The sequence below is a fragment of the Legionella sheltonii genome (assembly GCF_026191355.1).
Lineage (GTDB): Bacteria > Pseudomonadota > Gammaproteobacteria > Legionellales > Legionellaceae > Legionella > Legionella sheltonii.
This window is the reverse complement of sequence record NZ_JAPHOQ010000013.1, coordinates 72,722-84,934: the sequence shown is the minus strand read 5'-3', so window position 1 is coordinate 84,934 and position 12,213 is coordinate 72,722. Positions and strand designations below refer to the sequence as shown.

Below are 12,213 nucleotides of genomic sequence, written 5' to 3'. Positions count from 1 at the left end.
TTCCTTGTCAGAGAACACAGGTAGTTTGATTATTTTTTAACATTGCACGTGATTTGTGTGCAGTCTCGACAATGCTTTTGTGCAAAAGCAAATGATTTGGCAGCAGAAGCAGCCTTTTCTGACATTATTTTATCCGCATCTTGATCTGCTCTTTTTTCACTTGAACTTGCATTAGTTGTACAAACCCAATTTGATCCCATTGATGTCTTACTAGCATTTGAACTGGAGCTCATATTGCTATTAGAAGAACCACTTGGATTGGAACTCATGGAATCATCATGAGCAAATGAGGTTGCCGAAATCAAAACGAAACCGCTGAATAATATACTTGATAAAATATTCATAATTTTTTACCCCCTGTATAAAATCCGGTTATTGTCGTTTTAAATTCAGGTGCTGAAAAATTTGGCCAATGATTTTTATCAAAGCCAGGAGCATCTTTCAAATGTTGCTTTTCGACATTGAGAATAAAGCAATCATCTTTATTATCATACAAAAAAAGATTCCAGGGCACTGCAAAATATTTATTTCCGAATCCCAGAAAACCACCAAAATCTAATACTAGGTAGTTTACTTTTCCGGATTGTTTATCGATAACAACTTCCGCAATCTCACCTAGACTCTCATGTGCTGGATTCATAACCTTGGAACCTGTAAGCTCTCCAGATTTAACAATTCCTCTGTTTTCCATAATTAAACTCCCTTTATTAAACACAAATACCTTTTAATTAATGATGTATTTTTCTTTGAAAATCATGCACTGCTTTTTTAGCTTGTTCTTCTGTGTAGCCATAATACTTTTGGAGTTTTCCAAAAATTTCTTGTTGATTCCCTTCTATTTGTTTGAGGTCATCGTCTGTGAGTTTTCCCCAAAATTGCTTCATTTCTCCTTTGATTTCCATCCATTTGCCTTGAAATATATTTCGATTCATTATTTTCTCCCTAAAATTAGAAACCTATATAGAATTTTTATAGGCTAGTAAATCCTAGACAATAATTTTTAAAAATGCAAAAAAATTGAACTGAATATCCAAAGCATTGGCAAAATCAAGTGGGCATGTGAGGTAATTACCTTGGAGTGATCCGATTTCTTTATATTGTAATTTCCATTACGGTAACAGGATGTCCTTTAAAACGGTCTGTATCTATGATTTTCCATCCTAAGGATTGGTAGTAATTGGGTATCGTGCGATCAAAAGCAAAAAGATAAAGTATTTCATACCCCATTCTTTTGGCTTGTTCTTTAGTTACTTCCACAAGTCTTTTGCCAAGTCCTTGGTTTTGATATTCGGGAGCTACAGTTAAAGAACCTAGCCAGGGCATCAAATCAGGACGAATTCCATCATTTTCACGTAAACTACACATCCCGATCGGTTTTTCTTTATCGAAAGCGACAAACGTGAGAGGCATCGTATCGTGGTTTGCATGGTTACGAAAACGTTGTTCTACAACTTCAAGCGGCACATCAGGTAACCAAATTTTTCCAAGTCCTTCTTGCCACATACGGGCAAGTTCAGGAATCGAATTAAGGTTATTTTTCAATAGATCAATTTTAATATCCATGCCGTATTCAAGCCTTTAGAACAAGATTTACCACATTTTATATTTCATCTGCTGCAGAATGTAAACAACACCACTTCAAATAAGAATTTATTTGCATTATTTTATCTATTTATCTAAAAATCATCATTTATTTTGCTAAAATATTTCTTTTAAAAACAAGTAATTAAATAGAGTTGTTCCTAATGAAAAAATGGTTAAACAGTTTATTGATACCTCGCGCACGTTTGAATTCCTACCAATTAGCAGGATGGATAATCTAGGTCTGGTAATCTGGAACAAAATTCAGGAAAAATAAGAGCTATTCCGAATTGGTTTATTAACTCCTGCTCTCACAGAATGGCTTATCCACAAGTCCATAGGCCAGTAGAGCCTTCATCGTCTCGGATAGGCCTGTGGACCCTGTGGGTAAGCCATGACACACCGAACTATGTTTTAGAAACCGTACTAGGGTGTCCGAAATACACTTGAGCTGGTGTTAAATATCCAAAAGACTGATGGAGTCTTCGGTTGTTATAATATTCAAAATACTCAGCTAATTCCAGCTCTATCTCTTCGATTGTTTCGAAATCATACCGATAGAGTTTTTCTTGCTTAACACTGCGCCATAAACGTTCTATGAAAATATTATCGAGGTATCGGCCGCGCCCATCCATACTGATAGAGATTTTGTGGGCCTTCAAGGTATTGATCCAATCATTAGACGTGAACTGAGCACCCTGATCGGTATTAAAAATATCACACCGCCCCTGTAATAACGCGTTTTTTAGCGCCTCTACACAAAATTCTGCTTCTAATGTTGGGGACACCGCCCATTGAAGCACATACCGACTATACCAGTCCATGATGGCAACCAAGTAAACATGGCCTCCCTTCATACGCACGTAGGTAATATCAGCAGCCCAGACCTGATTAGGCTTAGTGATATCGATGTCACGTAATAGATAGGGGTACACGGTGTGCTCTTTATTGGGAACGCTTGTATTTGGCTTTGGGTAGACGGTTTCTAATCCCATAGCCTCCATGAGTCTCTTGATGCGTCGTTTACCAACAGGATAGCCAACTTCAAGGGACAACCATTGTGCGCGCTTCACTTTACCTTCACATGGATACTGGAGATAATGCTCGTCTAACAGCGCCATGAGCCGCTCGTCCTCTGCTGATATAGGAGACGCTTTGTAATAATAACTGGAAATACTCAATCCGAGTAGCATGCATTGTTCTCGGATTGATATTTCAGCGTTGCTATCAATCAGCTTACGCTTTTCATCCAAGCTCAGTGGCAGTCTTTTTTTTTAACCATGATAATTGGGCTTGAAGTCGACCAATTTCCTCATACAAAGCACCAACAAGCTCGGCTTGCTCTTTTTTATCCTTATCATGAGAATTGGAAAAAGCATCTGAAATAGCCTGCAATGCTGTTTGCTTCCATGCTTTAATTTGGGTAGGATGCACACCGTATTCGCTGGTCAGTTGAGCCTGAGTCAATTTTCCTTCAATTGCCGCAACTGCTATCTTTGATTTTTTTGATGCCGTGTAATAGTTTCTTTTTTTGCTCATTCTATTCTCCTCTGTTACTTAGAAGAATAGCTCTTAAAAATTACCTTTTTTCGTCCAAAAAACCGCGCCTATATCAGGACACCTCATCGGGTTGCTGAATCAGGTCTTGGTTGTAAGCTTTTTGCCGATGTCATGATTCCAATGCCCGATGGTGTGCATCTTTCTGCCGATGTATATGTACCTAAAAAATTGGGGAGATATCCAGTCATTCTCCAATTTTCTGCCTACAATCGCGATTTGCATACCACAGGACTTCCAACTGGAAATAATGAAATTGGCTCCCCCGCTGTAATTACTGATAGGGGCTATGTGCAGGTAATTGTCACTGCGAGAGCTATTGGACGTTCTGAAGGTGAATTTCAATCTTGGCAAAATGAGCAAGAAACACAAGATCATTATCATTGTATCGAATGGGCAGCACAACAACCCTGGTCAAATGGCGACGTCTGTTTGTTTGGTACCTCATACTACGGTATGAATCAGGCCAGTGTTGCAGTACTTAACCCACCTTCTTTACGTGCTTTTTTTGCTAATGAAATTTGTACTGATTTTTACAGACATGTCTTCCATTATGGGGGTGTTTCTAATGCTGATTTTTTAAATTTATGGGTGGGAGCTAATTTTAATCCGCCTACAGTCCGTCGTTACCTGACGCCCTGGAAAAGAGCTTTACTCAGCTATGCTATAAGTTATCCTTGGTTATGGAAAAAGCTCATAAAGCCCAAGTTAGATAAAATTATTAGTGGATTTAAAAAAAATCAGGTAATTCCTGAGGCACTCCGCTGGTATATTCATCTGATGGTGGATAGTAATTCAAGAGAAGCGACTCAAATTGCCCAAGGACCGTTTCAAAAATTAAACCAAATTCATGTTCCTTTTGTTGTCGTGCAAAATCTAGGCAATATCGCATTACATCAATTTGGCTGTTACGACCTGTTTGAACATGCCGGTACCTCGCCAAATAAAAAATGGATGATTCTTGGTCCGGCTGAATATGAGTTACCCGTTTATTCCTGGCAATTAGAGGCTCTTGCTTTTTTTGATCATATTGTCAAAGGGGTTGATAATGGTTATGCCAGTTTGCCTCCCGTACGATATTGGGTTGAAGGGAAAAATCAGTTTGAATCAGCTACAAATTTCCCTAGTCCAAAGACCTGGGTATATAAGCTTTTTCTTCAAAAGAAATCCAAGCAGTCAGAGCCTAGGGTATTACAACATCAAATACCCGATGAAAAACATGATACATGGATCTCTATACCTCCAGGAATTGAAGTATTACCTGGAATAGAGCAATTCGAAAAACAAAAACTGGCGTATGAATTACTTTTTCAGCAAGAAACAACAATTGCTGGCCCAATTACCCTCCAGCTTCAATACAGTTGTAATGAAATTGACTCCTATGTAATCGCCAGATTAGGGAAAATCGACAGTGAGGGAATCTATCATCCTTTATCTATGGGACACCTTCGACCAGCTACACGTACCATAGACCAAACGAGTGGCTCTCGCTGTGAATTAGCAATCAATACCTCTATAGTAACTCCTCTTGAAACTAATATTCCTGTGTTATTGCGCTTTAGTATGACGCCCGTGGCTGCATCCTATAAAAAAGGAGAACGTTTAGTTTTAGAAATTGCCAGTCGCAGTGATCAACTGTATGTCAGCATGAAAGAAGGTTTTATTGTTCCATATACCGCTGTCCCACCTTATTTCTGTCGTAACACAATTCACTATGGAGCAGATTCATTTATAGAACTCCACTGCACGCAAGAAATGCAAACGGATTAACAAAAGGAACCAAGGGATTGGCAACAGGATCCCTGGTTCCATTTCATTTCACCCCAAAGGCAATCCATCCATCCTCATCTATACTAAAAATAGTTGTTCGTGAGCAAAATAAGGAATAATAATGAGCATTCATTCTGGTAGCGGTCGTGGCGATTTCCATACTCTTTATCGAGGACAATCTGTAGATGACCTGATTATTGAGTACATGGAAGAAAATCATATTCCTGGAATGTCGCTGGCAATTGTTCAAGCGCCCTATATCACTCGAGTAGTCGGTTATGGATTTGCTGATACAGAAAAAAAACTTTTGGTTTCGACACGCACACTCTTCCACGTAGGGCAATTAACCCATGCCTATACCGCAGTAGCGATAATGCAGCTACACGAAGAAAGAAAACTGCAGTTAGATGACTCTGTTTCGGATTATTTAACCCTACTCCCGCAAACATGGCAAAAAATTACCATCCGACAATTATTATCTCACAGTTCAGGAATACCCGATTATACAAAATGTGATAATTTTTCGTTCCACAAAGACTATAAACCCGAGGACATTTTTAGATTATTTAAGAATCCAAACTTAGATTTTCCTTCAGGTACCCAAATGCAAGTCAGTGCCACAAATTATTACTTATTGGGTCTTCTTATTGAAACAATCAGTGGCATGAGCTATGAGAACTATGTAACAAAAAATCAAATTAATCGAGTGGGTTTAAAACGAACTTTTTTTGTCAAAAATAAATCGTCGATTGATAATGAATTGCACAAAGACACCCTACCCTTTAAACACAGCGATTTTTTGCATAATCCCTGCTATATAGACCCCATAGAAGTGGCTCAAGGTTATAATGCCGAGCATGAAGCAGTCCCGGACATCTCTTGGACAACTACTTTTTCACACAGCGGTGTTATTGCCTCTGCGGAGGATATTAGCCTATGGGATATCGGCCTGGCGGGTACTATTTTAGTCAAAGAAAAGGAGAACAGAGATTTTCTTTATCAATGCATTACCTTGGATAATAAAACAATCATTCCTGGGAATGCGGGATGGCTATTCCCTGGACATCCGGGATTAATGGAAATCAAAGGAAATATTCCAGGATTTTCAGCATTCTTAAGTCGTTTTACCGCAGCAAACGAACTCTTATGTGTCACGCTGTTGGCCAACAAAGAAAATTTGACTGATTTAGATATACTCGCCCGCAAAATCGCTGCAGCATTTGACATGAAGCTAGGCGCTCCTGAGGGCTCAGGATCACAAACACTACAAAGCCCTTATCCTGTCTCAAAATCCATAGAACGTATAGTTAATATAATTACTCAACAAGGTGGAAAAATATTTGCTCATATTGATCACAGTAGTGAAGCGCAAAAGGTCAATCAAAAACTACTTCCAACTGAGGTTCTTATCATCGGCAATCCTGCTAAAGGAACTCCATTAATGCAAGAAAATCCAGCAGTCGCACTTGATTTACCATTGCGAATAATGGCCACAGAAGACAACAGTGGCCAGGTATGGTTAAGTTTCACCGATCCGATTCAATTGGGGAAGGAATATCATTTACACAATAAAGAATTAAAACAAATCGCAACCGCTTTGCGCATGCTTTGTGAGAAAGCGGTATCGGCACAAAGTATCATTTAAGATTAGTACATGATTCGATTTAGCCTGGGTGAAGCGAAGCATACCCAGGTTTATTTCTACGGCACTCCTTTACGAAACCCCTGCTGCCGGGAAAAATTTTATCTCCCAGCCGAGATCCATAGCGGTTCAGGCTAAAATGCAAAGAAGCAACAAATTAAAAGAATAAATTAATCTTTACTTAGCCTAGGCACGACCTTGCTTTTCCAGACTCGTTCACAGGCAAACATCCGTTCGCGTTAATGAGTGTCAATGCCCAGGCTACACACTACCAACTTCAAGCTGGACTAAACTTTTTCTTCGATTTCATAATCCTGAATTAATGCAGGATTTTCTGGTGATAAAGTAAAACTCACTTTAAGATTTGCTTTTTCACCTTTAAGAATAAAATATCCTCGTAATTGATTTTCTGGAATTACCCTTCCAATCCTTAGAATTTTTCCTGCCTTCTTAAAAAGTTCTTGGGTTTTCTTTTGCAACGAGGCAATGGATGAATCCAAAAAGAAATTCGCTGCAAATACGCCACTGGCTTTTGCATCCTTCCACGTAGGCAGTAATTTCACCAATGCTTTTTGTCGCTCATTCAATATTCGTGAGGGCGGTAACTCTCTTGGTTTAAGATGTGCCTCATTAATAAGCTTATTAACGACTTGAACATTAATGGTCTCTGCAGAAGCGTAGGTCACGTTGGTTAATAAAACCACGCCCATACCATATTCGGGCAATAGGAGCCAATTACTTCCAAAACCTGGTAATCCACCGCTATGTCCGACTGCTACCTTAGCATTACAGTCCCTTGACCATCTTAATCCATAGCCGTAAGCACTTATTGTTGGGCATGCTCTGCCATATACTTCATCTTTTGAATCTACTGCATAAAATCGCCAAGGTTGATGCATTTCACGTATAGAACTTCGCTTTATTGGTCCTGTTTCTGCATCGTCTCGCGCAGGCCAAGCGGCCTGATGCAGCGTAACGTAATGGCTAAACGATTCGATGGAAGCAATCATTCCCCCCATGGAAGCATAACTACCATCATGTAAGACGGGCTCTTCCTGCCAATATCCATTCATCCACTGATAACCATGTGCTAATTGATTGGGTGGAACCTGAGCAAATTCCCAAGCCACCTGTTTCATATTCAGAGGCTGCCAAATATTTGCCGCAATATATTCTTGATAAGGAACTCCTGATGCCTTTTTAACAATCAACCCTAGGAGGGCAAATCCCAAATTACTGTATTCAAATGATGTCCTAGGGACATTGGATAGTGAAATTCCTTGCTTCACCAAAGCGATGAGTTCTTCATCAGTATTATTCAGATGTCTGTCCCCCCAGGGATTATCTTCCGGGAATCCTGCAGAATGAGTTAATAAATCACGAATTGTAATCTCTGGTGCGTCTTGAGTTAATTTTTGATCCTTTAATTCAGGAATATAAAGAGACGCAGGATCATCTAACTTTAATTTACCCTCATCACGAAGTTTTAAAATTGCCATGGCGGTGAAACTTTTAGTCATCGATGCAATACGAAACATCGATTGAGGGGTAGCAGGAATTTTTTTTGCAATATTCGTGTAACCACCACTTCCTGTATGGACCAAACGACCATCTAAAATAATCCCGTAAGCATAACCAGGGACATGATTTTCTTCTGCATACTTCTGATACATCTTATCAATGACTGGGAATGTTGCCTGAATTGCTGCTAGTCGATTATTCTGAGTAAAAACGGGTGGAAGATAGGAGTTGTTTTCACTGTGTGCAACGAGGGGGAATAGCGTAGCGAGAACAAAAATTTTTCTTGCGATAAAATGATGCATCATGGAACCTAATTAATCCGTTAAGAAAAGCGAAGTGTATATAATATTTGTTGACTGAAATAGACTTAAAATGAAAAATAAGATCTGCAAATAGCGACCATGCTACTGGGATAATCGAATGAAATTCTCAACATTATTAAGAATGATGCGCTTTTGGCCACCTTTTTGGGGCGCTGGGATCAGTGTAAAAAACTTTCATCCTGATGGTACTCATATTGTTGTTCAGTTAAAAATGCGCTTTTGGAATAAAAATTATGTAGGTACGCATTATGGTGGTTCTATCTACTCCATGACCGACCCATTTTATATGTTGATGCTCATGCATTTATTAGGAAAAGGATACATTGTTTGGGATAAATCAGCCTCTATACGCTATAAAATACCTGCTAAGGGAACTATTTATGCACGATTTGAATTATCCCGAGAACAGGTCGAAAAAATTCGAATTGAAGTGAACGAAAGGAAAAAAGTTGAGTCAGAATTTATTGTTCCTATAACCGACAAAGAAGGTAAAGTCGTTGCTGAAGTAAAAAAAATTCTCTCGATTATCAAAAAATAAATAGTTATTTTATGAAATAGTCATTGTTTAAAAGGAAATAACATGTCAATTGATTCTTTTCCAGAAGAAGAACAGACCTCCCTCTTAAAAATTTATAACGAGACCCAAACGGAGAAGAATAAAATTCCTGGGTTATTACGCAATTACCACTCTGGCTGGCCCCTTTTGCAAGTAAGCCTCTTAAGTGTCACTAAGGATACGACCGACCCTATAAACTATATCCCTGTGTTAGGAGGGGGAAATTGTCATTTTTTTTATATTGGTGCATTTAATTTTGCAAGCCTTTTAACAAAAATCCCTGGAAGAATGGAAATAAGTATCCCTTTTCCCCCAAACCCCAAAAGAGAATTCGTTAAAGCGGATAATATCCATTCATTTTTAAGATCCTACAGCATTCACCACAAAAAATGGGGAATTAAAATTTCCAGTAATTCAGGGTTTTACGGTAAAAATTTAAATGTTGTGCTTCCGGAGGGAAATGCAAACCAATTTCGCGATGCCATTGACTCATAGCTTTTCATTCGCATTAAAAAAAGGGGCCTCGCTCAAAGCGATTGACGGATGGACCGATTCCGAATATACACAAAAAGAAATTGAAGAAGCAATTAACCCTGAGGTTGCTGTTTTTCACAATGGTCAAATTTTTACTGATTTAGGAATGTTATTAGAACAAAAAGTAAAAGATCCAGAAGTAATCGCATTATTTAAAAATCTATTCAAAATTGAACCTTTTTTGGAGCTCCGAAATCAATACCCGGAATTCAAACCTAATACGCTCAAAGCGGTAGAAGTAATTCAGGAGGCCCCTGCAAAAGCACCTGAACTCAGCAGGTTCAAAACAACCTCCTTCTTCCAGGAAGAAAAAAAAGAACCCTCCCTGATTGATGGCCAAGCCTCTCGTGTGTCCTGTCAGAGATAAAAACGAAGGTGTTCATAGAAAACTCATGGGCTGGAAATCAAACATCAACTTCCAAAGGTAAAAGTGTATACTTTGAGGCCAGGCTCATTCGCAATAATCTGTAGATATCCGCTGGTGAATTTCTTTTGGGAGACTAGCTCATATAGGGCGTATTTATCGATTATAATACTTTTTTCTTGAAGTTTTTTACCGGACTGTCCATCAGTTAAAATGACTCTAACCTTAATAGGTTTTGCAGAACTATTTCCCATAACGGCATAGACTTTGCGTGCATTAAATTGTATTTTAATCGCTGCATTGACGTCTTCTGCGAGAAGATACTCTGCATTGACTTGCCATAATCCCTCTAAGCCCCATGCATTAGTCGATAATTTATCAGCAAAATGATATTGAGCCGTCTTATCTTTAATAAGTTCTGGACTGTAATTAGAGTCAGCCTTCGCATATCCTAAATAGGTTTCTGGTGTTTGGGTGAGAATGAAAGAGGCGTTTTGCAAAGATTTTAAGGTGCTTAAGTCCTTAATCCCCAATAAAAAGCGAATATTGTTCTCCATAACATCGTAATCACCTTCACCGAAACGTCTGTAAACCACTTCGCCTTTTTTATTAATTAAATAATGTGCAGGCCAATAATGATTCTGATAGTTGCGCCAGGTAACGAACTGACTATCAAGTGCTACAGGATATAAAATCCCATATCGACTCACTGCCGCTTTGACGTTATCCAGATTTTTTTCGAAATCAAATTCTGGGGTGTGAATTCCAATAATAACTAATCCTTTATCATGATAGCGAGTATACCAGTCTTTAATATAGGGTAACGTGCGCAAACAGTTAATACACGAATAAGTCCAGAAATCGATTAAAACGACTTTTCCATGCAAATCGACTAAACGTAATGGAGCTGAATTAATCCAAGCATCAATACCTTGTATCGGTGGTGCCGGATAAGGAAACCATAAACCATTAATGAGTGAGTTCGACGTTTTAATTCCTGTTTGAGGCGTAACGGAAGTAGAAACATCCTCTCCTTCAAAGTAGATCATATAAACAACACTGGCAATAATCACCCCACCTAAAAATTTACGGAAAAAGGTGGCGCGTTTTTTCAAAAAGTCGAACGTATTTATTAATTTTTTCCCATATAGGGAAATAATAAACATAGGAATAGCAGCTCCTAGGGCAAAAGCCATTAAAGTAAAGAAACTGAAAAGGGTTGTTTTTTGTAATGCGGTTTGTACGATAATTGCAGCCAAAATCGGTCCTGCGCAAGGAGTCCAAATAATAGCAATAATTCCCCCCAATAAAAGGCCATTCCAAAAACCTCCTTCCGATTTATTGGCTGCTGAAAAAAAATTGCCTATGCGGGTGAACCCTTGAGTTAGTTTGCCAAATTGCTCGGTTAAATAATTGGAGATCATAGTGATCCCTAAAAGAAGCAAAATGGCATAACCAATATGACGTACTAAATTAAAATCAATATCTAAGTAATGGACCAATTGATGTGAAAAAAATACAAAGAAAGAAAAAAACAAGGTAAAACCAACAATGATTCCAATAGGTCTTTTTTTGGATCCACTAAGTGAGCTGGCTAAAAAAATAGGTAAAATGGGTAGAATACAAGGAGAAATAATAAGGCCAAACCCTTCGATAAATCCCAAAATAATATTAAGAAAATTTGCTTCCATTTTTATTTCCAGACATCAATACTCTCTGTCATTAATTTAGAAATTTTCTCTTCTCCCTCCTCATCCTGGGCATTAGTGAGGGATCTCCCATCATAATACTTTAGCTAGAATGCGGAGATCCCTCGCTAGTGCTCGGGATGGTGGAGCTGGAACAAGATTAGAGTGAGGGGAAAATTTATCGCATGTCTTCCTGATGAACTATGTACTTATAAACGTACATGTGCCCCACTTTCTTGTAACCGTTTTGCAACAACTAATTGAATATTGTCTCTGGCTCGCGCAGGAAAGTATTGATAAACCGCTAAAAAATCTCGAGCGTTAATCGTAAGAAATTGACAAGCAGTTATTGTACTAATGCGCGCTGTTCTGCGAATATTGCGTAAAATAGCAATTTCCCCGAACACATCGCCTGGACCTAAAGTATTAATACGCTTCCAACCCATAGATTGTGTTTTTATGGAAACTTGCACGCTGCCTCGAATAATAATATAAAGCATATCACCTATTTCACCCTGCTCTATAACGATTTCTTCAGGCCTATAGTTTGCAATAACACATTTGTCAGCTAGCATTTTTTGTTCAATAAGACCAATACCCGTAAAAATAGTCGCGCGAGAAAGTATGGGAATTATATCTGCTTGAGGTAGATTATGACCCAGTTCCATAGTACTTTC

At 38.6% G+C, this 12,213-nt stretch carries 14 protein-coding genes; 5 read left to right on the top strand and 9 right to left on the bottom strand.

The genetic code is table 11. The features are described from left to right. Positions 1 to 29 precede the first annotated feature (29 nt). The 6 genes from OQJ26_RS14965 to OQJ26_RS19550 form a co-directional block, all read right to left on the bottom strand. Positions 30 to 344: a hypothetical protein gene (locus tag OQJ26_RS14965; protein WP_265704532.1), complete on the bottom strand. Its 315-nt coding sequence runs from the start codon at positions 342 to 344 to the stop codon at positions 30 to 32. Then, the gene (locus OQJ26_RS14960) at positions 341 to 691 is read right to left on the bottom strand and encodes a PRC-barrel domain-containing protein (protein ID WP_265704531.1); all 351 of its coding nucleotides are present in this window, start codon (positions 689 to 691) and stop codon (positions 341 to 343) included. The genes OQJ26_RS14965 and OQJ26_RS14960 overlap by 4 nt, the downstream gene beginning before the upstream one ends. Before the next feature lie 37 nt (positions 692 to 728). After that, positions 729 to 932, bottom strand: a complete 204-nt coding sequence (locus tag OQJ26_RS14955) for a CsbD family protein (protein WP_028379838.1) — start codon at positions 930 to 932, stop codon at positions 729 to 731. A 160-nt stretch (positions 933 to 1,092) separates the two neighbouring features. After that, the gene (locus OQJ26_RS14950) at positions 1,093 to 1,563 is read right to left on the bottom strand and encodes a GNAT family N-acetyltransferase (RefSeq protein ID WP_265704530.1); all 471 of its coding nucleotides are present in this window, start codon (positions 1,561 to 1,563) and stop codon (positions 1,093 to 1,095) included. A 425-nt stretch (positions 1,564 to 1,988) separates the two neighbouring features. Next, positions 1,989 to 2,834: an IS3 family transposase gene (locus OQJ26_RS14945; RefSeq protein WP_082650874.1), complete on the bottom strand. Its 846-nt coding sequence runs from the start codon at positions 2,832 to 2,834 to the stop codon at positions 1,989 to 1,991. Beyond that, positions 2,827 to 3,120 (bottom strand): hypothetical protein, encoded by a 294-nt coding sequence (locus tag OQJ26_RS19550; RefSeq protein WP_065235619.1) that lies wholly within the window; start codon positions 3,118 to 3,120, stop codon positions 2,827 to 2,829. The genes OQJ26_RS14945 and OQJ26_RS19550 overlap by 8 nt, the downstream gene beginning before the upstream one ends. Positions 3,121 to 3,261: 141 nt before the next feature. On the opposite strand from OQJ26_RS19550, the gene OQJ26_RS14935 reads away from it, so the two are divergent. Together OQJ26_RS14935 and OQJ26_RS14930 are read left to right on the top strand one after the other, a co-directional pair. Next, on the top strand, positions 3,262 to 4,908 hold the full coding sequence (locus OQJ26_RS14935; RefSeq protein WP_265704529.1) for a CocE/NonD family hydrolase: 1,647 nt from the start codon (positions 3,262 to 3,264) through the stop codon (positions 4,906 to 4,908). 121 nt (positions 4,909 to 5,029) lie between these two features. Beyond that, positions 5,030 to 6,553 (top strand): serine hydrolase, encoded by a 1,524-nt coding sequence (locus OQJ26_RS14930; RefSeq protein ID WP_265704528.1) that lies wholly within the window; start codon positions 5,030 to 5,032, stop codon positions 6,551 to 6,553. A gap of 284 nt (positions 6,554 to 6,837) precedes the next feature. On the opposite strand, the gene OQJ26_RS14925 is transcribed toward OQJ26_RS14930, so the two are convergent. Then, entirely contained in the window at positions 6,838 to 8,376 is a 1,539-nt protein-coding gene (locus OQJ26_RS14925) for a serine hydrolase domain-containing protein (RefSeq protein WP_265704527.1), read from the bottom strand. Between the two features lie 115 nt (positions 8,377 to 8,491). On the opposite strand from OQJ26_RS14925, the gene OQJ26_RS14920 reads away from it, so the two are divergent. From OQJ26_RS14920 to OQJ26_RS14910, 3 genes are read left to right on the top strand one after another with little or no spacing between them, the layout of a single operon-like run. Continuing rightward, a complete protein-coding gene (locus OQJ26_RS14920) occupies positions 8,492 to 8,932 on the top strand; it encodes a DUF4442 domain-containing protein (protein ID WP_265704526.1) in 441 nt (146 codons plus the stop codon). A 42-nt stretch (positions 8,933 to 8,974) separates the two neighbouring features. After that, entirely contained in the window at positions 8,975 to 9,445 is a 471-nt protein-coding gene (locus tag OQJ26_RS14915) for a hypothetical protein (protein ID WP_265704525.1), read from the top strand. Further along, the gene (locus OQJ26_RS14910) at positions 9,411 to 9,851 is read left to right on the top strand and encodes a hypothetical protein (RefSeq protein ID WP_265704524.1); all 441 of its coding nucleotides are present in this window, start codon (positions 9,411 to 9,413) and stop codon (positions 9,849 to 9,851) included. Before OQJ26_RS14915 ends, OQJ26_RS14910 begins: the two co-directional genes overlap by 35 nt. Before the next feature lie 44 nt (positions 9,852 to 9,895). Here the strand turns inward: OQJ26_RS14910 and OQJ26_RS14905 are convergent, their stop codons facing one another. After that, positions 9,896 to 11,539, bottom strand: a complete 1,644-nt coding sequence (locus tag OQJ26_RS14905) for a cytochrome c biogenesis protein DipZ (RefSeq protein WP_265704523.1) — start codon at positions 11,537 to 11,539, stop codon at positions 9,896 to 9,898. Between the two features lie 206 nt (positions 11,540 to 11,745). After that, positions 11,746 to 12,204, bottom strand: a complete 459-nt coding sequence (locus OQJ26_RS14900) for a cyclic nucleotide-binding domain-containing protein (protein WP_265704522.1) — start codon at positions 12,202 to 12,204, stop codon at positions 11,746 to 11,748. Positions 12,205 to 12,213: the final 9 nt, after the last annotated feature.

What these genes read in the sequence shown, in the direction of transcription:
- OQJ26_RS14955 (WP_028379838.1), bottom strand. Translation starts at nt 932, where the DNA reads ATGAATCGAAATATATTTCAAGGCAAATGGATGGAAATCAAAGGAGAA.
- OQJ26_RS14915 (WP_265704525.1), top strand. Translation starts at nt 8,975, where the DNA reads ATGTCAATTGATTCTTTTCCAGAAGAAGAACAGACCTCCCTCTTAAAA.
- OQJ26_RS14965 (WP_265704532.1), bottom strand. Translation starts at nt 344, where the DNA reads ATGAATATTTTATCAAGTATATTATTCAGCGGTTTCGTTTTGATTTCG.
- OQJ26_RS14920 (WP_265704526.1), top strand. Translation starts at nt 8,492, where the DNA reads ATGAAATTCTCAACATTATTAAGAATGATGCGCTTTTGGCCACCTTTT.
- OQJ26_RS14950 (WP_265704530.1), bottom strand. Translation starts at nt 1,563, where the DNA reads ATGGATATTAAAATTGATCTATTGAAAAATAACCTTAATTCGATTCCT.
- OQJ26_RS14935 (WP_265704529.1), top strand. Translation starts at nt 3,262, where the DNA reads ATGCCCGATGGTGTGCATCTTTCTGCCGATGTATATGTACCTAAAAAA.
- OQJ26_RS14910 (WP_265704524.1), top strand. Translation starts at nt 9,411, where the DNA reads ATGCAAACCAATTTCGCGATGCCATTGACTCATAGCTTTTCATTCGCA.
- OQJ26_RS14930 (WP_265704528.1), top strand. Translation starts at nt 5,030, where the DNA reads ATGAGCATTCATTCTGGTAGCGGTCGTGGCGATTTCCATACTCTTTAT.
- OQJ26_RS14960 (WP_265704531.1), bottom strand. Translation starts at nt 691, where the DNA reads ATGGAAAACAGAGGAATTGTTAAATCTGGAGAGCTTACAGGTTCCAAG.
- OQJ26_RS19550 (WP_065235619.1), bottom strand. Translation starts at nt 3,120, where the DNA reads ATGAGCAAAAAAAGAAACTATTACACGGCATCAAAAAAATCAAAGATA.
- OQJ26_RS14900 (WP_265704522.1), bottom strand. Translation starts at nt 12,204, where the DNA reads ATGGAACTGGGTCATAATCTACCTCAAGCAGATATAATTCCCATACTT.
- OQJ26_RS14905 (WP_265704523.1), bottom strand. Translation starts at nt 11,539, where the DNA reads ATGGAAGCAAATTTTCTTAATATTATTTTGGGATTTATCGAAGGGTTT.
- OQJ26_RS14925 (WP_265704527.1), bottom strand. Translation starts at nt 8,376, where the DNA reads ATGATGCATCATTTTATCGCAAGAAAAATTTTTGTTCTCGCTACGCTA.